Origin of the sequence: Actibacterium sp. EMB200-NS6, from assembly GCF_001305615.1 — a bacterium.
Lineage (GTDB): Bacteria > Pseudomonadota > Alphaproteobacteria > Rhodobacterales > Rhodobacteraceae > Actibacterium_A > Actibacterium_A naphthalenivorans.
In genome coordinates this window covers 437501-446153 of sequence record NZ_CP010869.1, presented here as the reverse complement: position 1 = coordinate 446153, position 8653 = coordinate 437501, and the positions used below count along the sequence as shown (strand labels likewise).

Annotated in this window: 7 protein-coding genes; 5 read left to right on the top strand and 2 right to left on the bottom strand. The window is 63.7% G+C overall.

Annotated features, from left to right (window positions below; translation table 11 throughout):
• The first annotated feature begins 53 nt into the window (after positions 1–53).
• From TQ29_RS02245 to TQ29_RS02235, 3 genes are read left to right on the top strand one after another with little or no spacing between them, the layout of a single operon-like run.
• Complete coding sequence (locus TQ29_RS02245) at positions 54–1037, top strand: zinc-binding dehydrogenase (RefSeq protein WP_054537841.1); 984 nt, start codon at positions 54–56, stop codon at positions 1035–1037.
• Positions 1034–2086: a Gfo/Idh/MocA family protein gene (locus TQ29_RS02240; protein ID WP_054537840.1), complete on the top strand. Its 1053-nt coding sequence runs from the start codon at positions 1034–1036 to the stop codon at positions 2084–2086. Before TQ29_RS02245 ends, TQ29_RS02240 begins: the two co-directional genes overlap by 4 nt.
• A gap of 1 nt (position 2087) precedes the next feature.
• Positions 2088–2360: a hypothetical protein gene (locus tag TQ29_RS02235; RefSeq protein WP_054537839.1), complete on the top strand. Its 273-nt coding sequence runs from the start codon at positions 2088–2090 to the stop codon at positions 2358–2360.
• A gap of 125 nt (positions 2361–2485) precedes the next feature.
• On the opposite strand, the gene TQ29_RS02230 is transcribed toward TQ29_RS02235, so the two are convergent.
• Positions 2486–3070: a response regulator gene (locus tag TQ29_RS02230; protein WP_054537838.1), complete on the bottom strand. Its 585-nt coding sequence runs from the start codon at positions 3068–3070 to the stop codon at positions 2486–2488.
• A 308-nt stretch (positions 3071–3378) separates the two neighbouring features.
• Between TQ29_RS02230 and TQ29_RS02225 the strand changes: the two genes are divergently transcribed.
• Complete coding sequence (locus TQ29_RS02225) at positions 3379–6876, top strand: chemotaxis protein CheB (protein WP_082386496.1); 3498 nt, start codon at positions 3379–3381, stop codon at positions 6874–6876.
• Between the two features lie 15 nt (positions 6877–6891).
• On the top strand, positions 6892–7263 hold the full coding sequence (locus TQ29_RS02220) for a response regulator (protein WP_054537836.1): 372 nt from the start codon (positions 6892–6894) through the stop codon (positions 7261–7263).
• 243 nt (positions 7264–7506) lie between these two features.
• Here TQ29_RS02220 and TQ29_RS02215 read toward each other — a convergent pair whose 3' ends face one another.
• Positions 7507–8469 carry an IS110 family transposase gene (locus tag TQ29_RS02215; protein ID WP_207642690.1) on the bottom strand — a complete coding sequence of 321 codons (963 nt, stop codon included), beginning with the start codon at positions 8467–8469 and terminating at the stop codon, positions 7507–7509.
• Positions 8470–8653 lie beyond the last annotated feature (184 nt).

The following is an 8653-nucleotide window of genomic DNA, read 5'->3' as shown; positions in this document are numbered from 1 at the left end:
GGGATGATCCTGTTCGTCCGCTTCGTAAGCCAGAAATTCGGAAGGTAGGAACCATGGACGGAGCCAGTTTGCAGACACGGATGGTCGCAGCGCAGATCACACGGGCTGGAGAGGCGGAACTGAAGAACCTTCCGCTGCCCGAGCCGGGGCCGGGCGAGGTCCGGATCAAGATCGAAGGCTGCGGTGTCTGCGCCTCCAACCTGGGGCCATGGGCGGGACCGGAGTGGATGGACTTCCCGCTGCCGCCCGGCGACCTGGGGCACGAAGCCTGGGGTCATGTCGAAGCGACCGGCACCGGCGTGCCGCCTGAGCGGCTTGGAGAGCGGGTTGCGGTCTTCGGCACGCGCGGCTTCGCCAGCCACGAAACCGTGCGGGAGGATGCCGCCCTGCCGGTGCCCCCCGAACTGGGCGAGCGGCCGATCCCGGCGGAACCGCTCGGCTGCGCCGTATCGATCTTCCGTGCCGCCCGCATCGACACCGGAGATACCGTCGCGATCATCGGGATAGGTTTCTTGGGCGCCGTGCTCATCCGCCTGGCCAGCCGCGCGGGCGCCAGGGTCATCGCGATCTCCCGCCGCGAGGAAAGCCTGGAACTCGCCCGGAAGATGGGCGCCGGCGACACCGTCGGGATGGATGACCACCACGCGATCCTCGGCCGACTGGATGAACTGACGGGCGGCGCCGGCTGCGACATTGCCATCGAATGCACGGGATACCAGTGGCCGCTCGACCTCGCGGCCGAGACGCTGCGCGAAGAGGGGCGGCTGGTCATCGCGGGCTATCATCAGGACGGGCCGCGCCAGGTGAACATGCAGCTGTGGAACTGGAAGGCCTTCGACATCGTCAACGCCCACGTCCGCGACCGGGCCACCAACCTCGCCGCGATGCGGGAGGCGATGGAACTGGTGAAGGAAGGCGTACTGGCCCCCGAACCTCTGTTGACGCACCACCACCCGCTCGACAACCTGGCCGAGGCGTTGAACGAAACCCGCGACAAGCCGAAGGGCTTCGTCAAGGCCGTCGTGGTGATGCCATGAGGGACGATGTGGTTCGTTCCCGCCCCCGGCTCGGATTCCTCGGTCTCGGCTGGATCGGCCGCAACCGGATGGAGGCCATGGCCGCCACCGACATGGGCGAGATCGTCGCCTATGCCGATCTTGATCCGCAAGCGGTGGCCGAGAGCGACACGTTGGCGGCCACCGCCACGCGCACGGATTCGCTTGAGGAAATTCTTGCCCTGCAGCCGGACGGAGTGGTCATCGCGACCCCCTCGGCGCTGCATGCGCAACAGGCGATCCAGGCGCTGGAAGCGGGCGCCTCCGTGTTCTGCCAGAAGCCGCTTGGCCGGAATGCCGGAGAAACGGCCGCCGTCGTCGCCGCCGCAAGGGCGGCGGACCGGTTGCTAGCCACCGACATGTCCTATCGCCACACGGCGGCGGTGCGTGCCATCGCGGCGGAAATCGCCTCGGGCGGGATGGGAGAGATCTGCGCGGTGGATCTGACCTTCCACAACGCCTACGGCCCCGACAAACCCTGGTTCCGCAACCGGGCGCTGTCGGGGGGCGGATGCCTGATCGATTTGGGCGTGCATCTGGTGGATCTCGCGCTCTGGCTTCTCGACTGGCCCCAGGTCGAATGCACGGCGGCAGCTTTGAAGGCAGCCGGTCGGCCGCTGGATCCTGCAGGCGAGGCGGTCGAGGATCTCGCCTTCGCCACGTTGGACACCGCGACGGGGGTGCCTATCCGGCTGGCCTGTTCGTGGAACCTTCCTGCGGGCTGCGACTGCGTGCTGCGCCTGGATTTCTTCGGAACGAAGGGCGGCGTCTCGATCGTGAACAGGGGCGGGTCCTTCTTCAACTTCGAGGCCTGGCGCCACGACGGCTGCGAGACGCGGCTTCTGTCCGCCCCGCCCGACGACTGGGGCGGACGCGCGGCTGTGGACTGGCTCTCCCGCCTGGCGCACGGAGAGGGGTTCGACGCAGAGTGCGCGCAGCTTGTGACCGTCGCGCGAACCCTGGACGCGATCTACGCCCGCGCCGGTTTTCCTGAACCCGAGAGTCCGAGTGTCACCAAAGAAATGAAATGACATGAGCGAAGCAGAAATCACGACGGATCATGATGTCATCCGCAAATGGACGGAATCGCGCGGCGGCCATCCCACCCGTGTCGCCGGGACGGGTGACGGCGGCGTGCTGCGGATCGATTTCCACCCGCCCGACGACGGTCTCAAGACCATCGAATGGGGCGAATTCTTCACCGTCTTCGAGGACCGCAAGCTGGCCTTTCTGCATCTGAATAAGACCGAAGGCGGTCAGCCTAGCCGGTTCAACAAATTCGTGGACCGTGACACGGGCGCGTGATCTTCCCGGCCTTGGCGACGCTGCCCAAGACCAGTGCTTCGTGCCGGCGGCGACAGGGGGCCAAGTCCCCCCGTCGTCCGGAGAAATGTTCAGGGGCGAAAAGTGATGGCTATGTCGGGGAGAGGTCAGTTGAGCAAATCGCGGCCGCCATCAGAAACGATCCGGCGCAGGCGGTCCATCAGCCACCGGACTTTGACGTCCCCGCCCGACATGTCACCACCCGACTTGAGATACGCGATCGCGTCCTCGAGGAGCCGCTCCACGAGGCGGTCGGCGACCACAGGGTCATTGTATATCAATCGCGCGGCAAGACGTAACTTCGGCAGGATCACCAACAGATCGTCTTCCGAGCCGCCACTAAAATTGGACATCGTGATGATGGCGGCATCGGACAGGTTCACTACCGGCTTTCGGACGATCGGAACCCGCCAGAAGCGCCTGGGAAGGTTCACCTCGGCCGGGAGGCCGCTGTAGAACACGATCGGCACGTTCCGCGACATGAGCAAATCCGCGAGCGGAAAGACCTTCTGTCCGCTAAGATCGATGTCCAGCACGGCGGCATCGGCCTTGTCGGCGAAATCGAACCCGCGCTGCAGAGAAGGCACCGGTCCGAGAACATGGCCACCTGTGCCGCGCACAAAGTGACTGATGTCCTGAGCCTGCAAATAATCATCCTCGACCACGAGAACGCGACGGACATTCTGCTGCATGACCCTTATCCATTGTTTCGCTTCGGGAACAAAACGTTTCTGAACCAGTGATGGTTCCGCACGTCACCGGGAACATTTGCGGAGCGCGACTGTTGGGGTTTCAGCACTGATTGCGCCAGGGTTTCAAGGCCACGATGAAATGGCCGGCCAGTGCAATCAGGACGAAAGCGGCCCTGGCCAGTAGGCAACGCACGATCACATGGAATACGCGAAGGCTGGAGAGAATGGCCGATCGGCGTTACAGATTGACGAACGGTGGCCCTGCCAGTCTGCATTCGGCAGCGGTGCGGGGCCGCCATGGAGAATACATGAGCGCCCCGGAAAACCCGCCGCCCACCTCAGCTGCCATCAGCAGCAATATCCCAATCTGCGCCATTGGAGCCTCGGCCGGAGGCGTCAAAGCTCTTCGACACCTTTTCAGCCAATTGCCCGAGGATCTCGGGCTGGCCTACGTCATTATCGTCCATCTGTCCCCGGAGCATCCGAGCGTTCTTGCCCAGATCATTGGCGGGTGCACGGGAATGCCGGTGCACCAGGTCAACGACACGCCAGAACTCTGCGCAAACCACGTCTACGTCATCGCCCCGGACGAGGAACTGGTGATCGAAGGTGACAACGTTCATGCCCGCGATTTCACGGAACCGCGCGGCCGGCGTGCGCCGGTCGACGTGTTCTTCCGGTCTGTCGCCTCGGCCCGTGGCGACGGCATGGCGGTGATCCTGAGCGGCGCAGGCGATGACGGATCCTCCGGCGTCCGGGCCATACAGGAGGCCGGCGGCGTCGTCTTCGCGCAGGAACCGTCGGAGGCCGAATTCAGCGCGATGCCGCAGAACGCGATCGCGACAGGAGTTGTCAGTTTCATCGCGCCCCTCAGCACCCTCGCCGAGCGGATCTCGGAGGTTGCCAGAAGCAAAGAAGCGGTGCGATCCTTGGACCAGGACAGCGCATCCAACGACCTGCGCAGGATCGTTGCCTTCCTTCGTGCCCGGACCGGGCATGACTTCTCAAGTTACAAGCGGGCCACCGTGATGCGGCGCGTCCTGCGCCGGATGCAGGTGTGCCGGATCACCGATCTCAGGGAATACGGCGAATACGTGAGGACCGCACCCGAAGAGGCGCAGGAGCTTTTCGGCGACCTGCTGATCTCGGTCACGCAGTTCTTCCGGGATGAGGACCATTTCAAGTGCTTGACGACGAAGGTACTTTCCCCGCTGGTCGAGGACGCCGGCAGCCTGCAGCAGGATGTGCGCGTCTGGTCAGTGGGCTGCGCGACAGGGGAAGAAGCCTACAGCCTCGCGATCATCCTGCTGGAGGAGGCCGAAAAGCTCAAGGTCTGCCCGCAGATCCAGATCTTCGCCAGCGACCTCGATGAAGGTGCCCTAGGGACCGCGCGCGAAGGCCGGTATCCCAAGTCGATCGCGGCTGACGTCTCGGAGGAGCGGCTGAGCCGGTTCTTCGTGGACGAGCGCACGCACTACCGGGTGCGCAAGGAGGTGCGGGGCATCGTGCTGTTCGCCTCTCACAGCGTCCTGAAGGATCCGCCGTTCATGCGGCTGGACCTTATCGTCTGCCGTAACCTGCTGATTTACCTGGAACGCGCCCTGCAGGAACAGCTGCTGAACCTGTTCCACTACGGGCTGAAATCGAATGGATGCCTGTTCCTGGGATCGGCTGAATCGGCGGATCCGGCGACGAGATTCTTTGCCATCATCGACCGGGAAGCGCGCATCTTCCGGGCGAAAGCCACGGGACGGCGGCAGATGCCCGCGCTGCCGCACGTATCCACCGAAGACGTATACCGGCCAGGCGGACGCCCGGTGGACGCCGCGCAGTCGCGGCAGCCGGTCCCGGCGGAAACACATGCCCGCGCGCTCGAAACAAACGCACCGCCAAGCGTGCTGGTCGACGAAAGCGGTCAGATCCTGCACTTGTCGCCCAATGTCGGACGGTTCATCCTGCACCCTGCCGGCTCTTTCTCGAGCAAGCTTTCAGATGTCGTGCGCCCCGAACTGCGGCTTGACCTCAAGGTCGGACTGGACCGGGCGTTCCTGGGCAAGTCGGGCCTTTTGACACATCCTGTTCCCATAGACATCGACGGAGACCGCCGGCGCGTCGCGATGCAGATCTCGCGTGTGCCGTCGACGGATTCCCGTCCCGCCCGCGGACTCGTCCTGTTCCTGGACGCGGGCCCCGCGCTTTCGGACGACACCACCGCGGAAGAGAGGTTGGCCTCGGACAGCGACGACATGCGAGGCCTGATAAGTGAGCTGGAGGCGGCGCAGGAGGCCCTGGTCGTCAGCCGGGCCGAACATGAAACGGCGATCGAGGATTTGCGGGCGGCGAACGAGGAACTGCAATCCATCAACGAGGAATATCGCTCCACGTCGGAAGAACTGGAGACGTCGAAGGAAGAGCTTCAGTCGATGAACGAGGAGCTTCAGACGGTGAATGCCGAGCTGAAGAGCAAGCTCGATAACATCTCGACCGCGCACAGCGACCTGCGCAACCTCACCATGGCGACCGAGATCGGCACGCTGTTTCTCGACTCCAAGCTCCGGATCCGGATGTTCACCCCGCCGACGGCAGATCTTTTCAACATCACCGACATGGACGTCGGACGGAACATCACCGACTTCACGCACCGCCTGCGCCATGACGGAATCGAGGACGAGGCGCGGCGCGTGCTGCGCGACCTGACCATGGTCGAGGCCGAAGTGCAGAGCCAGGACGGCCGGTGGTTCATGATGCGGCTCAGGCCCTACCGGACGGTGGAGGACCGGATCGAGGGCGTCGTCCTCAGTTTCATCGACGTGACGTCACGGCGGGAAACCGAACGGCGGCTTCAGTCGAGTCAGCAGGAGTACCAGGATCTCTTCAACTCGATTGACGAGGCGTTCAGCGTTCTCGAAGTTCTCTTCGACGGGACGGACACCGTCACGGACTGCCGGTTCCTCGAGGTCAACGAGGCCTTTCACCGGCAGACCGGGCTGGATGCGCCGGTCGGCAAGACGGCGAGAGAGATCGTTCCCGATCTGGAGCAGGACTGGTACGAAACTCTCGGCCGCATCTCGATGACTCGCGAAGCGGAGCGTTTTGAAGCCCCGGCGCGGGCGCTTGGCCGGTACTTCGAGGCTTATATCTTCCCCGTCGGTACGGTTAACGAACGGAAACTGGGTATCCTGTTCCGCGATATCAGCGACCGGAAGCGCGCGGAAACCCATCAGGAAATGCTGAAACACGAGCTCAGCCACCGGGTGAAAAACACGCTGGCCGTGGTTCAGGCCCTTGCCCGGCAACCCTCCACCGAGGGACGAACGGTCGAGGATTACAGGGATCAGCTTGTCGGCCGGATCCGCGCCCTGGCCCATGCCCACGATCAGTTGCTCGAGACGGACTGGAAGGTCGCGGACCTGGGCAGGCTGGCAGAGGCGACGCTTTCGGTCTACGGGCGCCCGGGCGACGGCCGGCTGGATCTTGACGGGCCATCAGTCGCGCTGTCGCCCCGACAGGCCTTGTCCCTGGCGCTGGTTCTGCACGAACTCGGCACCAACGCCGCCAAGTACGGCGCCCTTTCAAACGAAGAAGGCAGGCTGCAAGTCACCTGGAAAATCGGCGGAGCGGACAACGACAGGCGGGCGTTCCTGATCTGGCGGGAAAGGGACGGCCCCAGGGTGGCGGCGAGCGCGTCGTCGGGATTCGGAATGAAGCTGATCGAACAGGCGGGAAGCTACGAACTTGACGGCACGGTGGAACATAACCTTGCGCCGGACGGTTTGACCATGAGACTAGAATTTCCATTGGCATGAAAGGAAGATGCCGCAGTGCCGATCACTCCTGACGCACTCAGAGGGCGTCGAATTCTGATCGTGGAGGATGAGATCCTCCTTGCCATCGACCTGCAGAACCTGCTCGAGGAAAAGGGTCTAGAGGTGGTCGGTATCGTTCCGAGCGTCCAGAAAGCCCTCCAGGCGGTCGCGGATCTCAGGCCTGATGTTGCCACGCTGGATCTCAACCTGCGCGGGCAGTCCTCACAACCCGTGGCGGATGCCCTTCACCAGAGCGGCATCCCTTTCGTCGTGACAAGCGGATACACGACCATGATGTGCGATTTCAGCTATCAGAACGTGCCATTCGTCAAGAAACCGATCGACGAAAACGAGCTGATGGAGGCGCTGCGCTCGATGCTGGCTTGATCGCTCCACCGACCACCACAGGCTGTACATCAGCCGCCTGTTTCGGAATATTCTGCCTCTGCGGTACTTGTGGTCTTGAAGCGACGTTTTTCCCGAGTCCCGATTTTTCGGGATGGTCGGTTCCAGTCGCGTCGCGGGCCGAGGAGCACCAATGCTGGCGTCTGGCATCATGACCGGATGGGCGGCACTTGCCGCCTTGTTCGCCATGACCGTTGCACCGACGCCTTCGCCTAGCAACTGTGTCTACGGGACGGGTTGGGACCGCCATGGGGTTCCGGCTTTGAGGATGGCGTTTGCGATGGTGACGAGCCTGCGGGCGATGGCGATGATGACAAGTTTGTGTGGTTTGCCACGTGTCTTGAGGCGCTGTGCGACTGGCTTCAGAACCGGGTTGTGACAGGCGGCAGCGAGTGCGGCCTGGAACAGCACATGGCGCAGCGCCCGCCGTCCTCCGGCGATCGTGCGCTTGCCGCGCATCGTTCCGCTGTCGTGAGGCACTGGCGCGAGGCCGGTCATGGCGGCGGCCTCGCCGGCGGTCATCCGGCCGAGCTCCGGCATTTCCGCAATCAACATGGCCGCAGAGACCGGACCGATGCCGGGGATGGATCGCAGGAGCCTTGCCTTAGCAGCAGAAGTCTCCTCCTGCGCGATGGCGCATTCGATCCGGCGTTCAAGGTCACCAACCTGGGTATCCAGCATGGCCTTGAGATCCTCGTCCATGCCCTCGACCCCGGCGGGGACGTCTTGCTTTTTGCGCGCGGCGATCTGCGCCAACAGCCGCTTGCGCATGTCGACGATCTGGGCCCTCCGTGTCGTCAAGGCTCTGAGAATACGCAGGTTCTCGCTCGGCAGCATTCGCCCTGCTTCTGGTCGGGACAGCATGAACCGGGCGATGAGTTCGGCATCGATCCGGTCTGTCTTCGCCCTTGTCCCCCGGGAAAGGGCAAAGGCCTTGATCTGTGCCGGGGGCAGTTGCGTTGCCTCGATCCCTTCCGCGACGAGCCTGGCCCAGAGTACCCATTCCTGACCCCCTGTCGCCTCGAAGCCGGTCTTGACCGCACCGGGCATCTCCCGGATCGCCGCGATCAGCTGGTCGTGACCCTCGACCGAGTTCGCCAACCGGAACCTTTGCTCGCCGGGAACGCAAAACCCGTCCAGCCAGTCGCGGGACACATCTATCCCGACCACAGTCGTTGCTGCTATCATGTCACTCTCTCTTCCTTATGCTTCGCGGTCCCGCACAGCGGGCCGCCGTCAACTGTTCGAGACGGTGAGGAGAGGCGGGATCAGCCTGCTAGAAAACGTGGTCAGGCCACAAGATGTTCAGCGCTGAATCCCACCCCGTCGCCGGTCCTGGCCGGGATCGGTGACGGGGCATTTATAGCAGGGC

Excerpts from the sequence above, each read along its gene's own strand:
- TQ29_RS02240 (WP_054537840.1), top strand. The coding sequence starts at position 1,034 with ATGAGGGACGATGTGGTTCGTTCCCGCCCCCGGCTCGGATTCCTCGGT.
- TQ29_RS02235 (WP_054537839.1), top strand. The coding sequence starts at position 2,088 with ATGAGCGAAGCAGAAATCACGACGGATCATGATGTCATCCGCAAATGG.
- TQ29_RS02230 (WP_054537838.1), bottom strand. The coding sequence starts at position 3,070 with ATGCAGCAGAATGTCCGTCGCGTTCTCGTGGTCGAGGATGATTATTTG.
- TQ29_RS02245 (WP_054537841.1), top strand. The coding sequence starts at position 54 with ATGGACGGAGCCAGTTTGCAGACACGGATGGTCGCAGCGCAGATCACA.
- TQ29_RS02225 (WP_082386496.1), top strand. The coding sequence starts at position 3,379 with ATGAGCGCCCCGGAAAACCCGCCGCCCACCTCAGCTGCCATCAGCAGC.
- TQ29_RS02215 (WP_207642690.1), bottom strand. The coding sequence starts at position 8,469 with ATGATAGCAGCAACGACTGTGGTCGGGATAGATGTGTCCCGCGACTGG.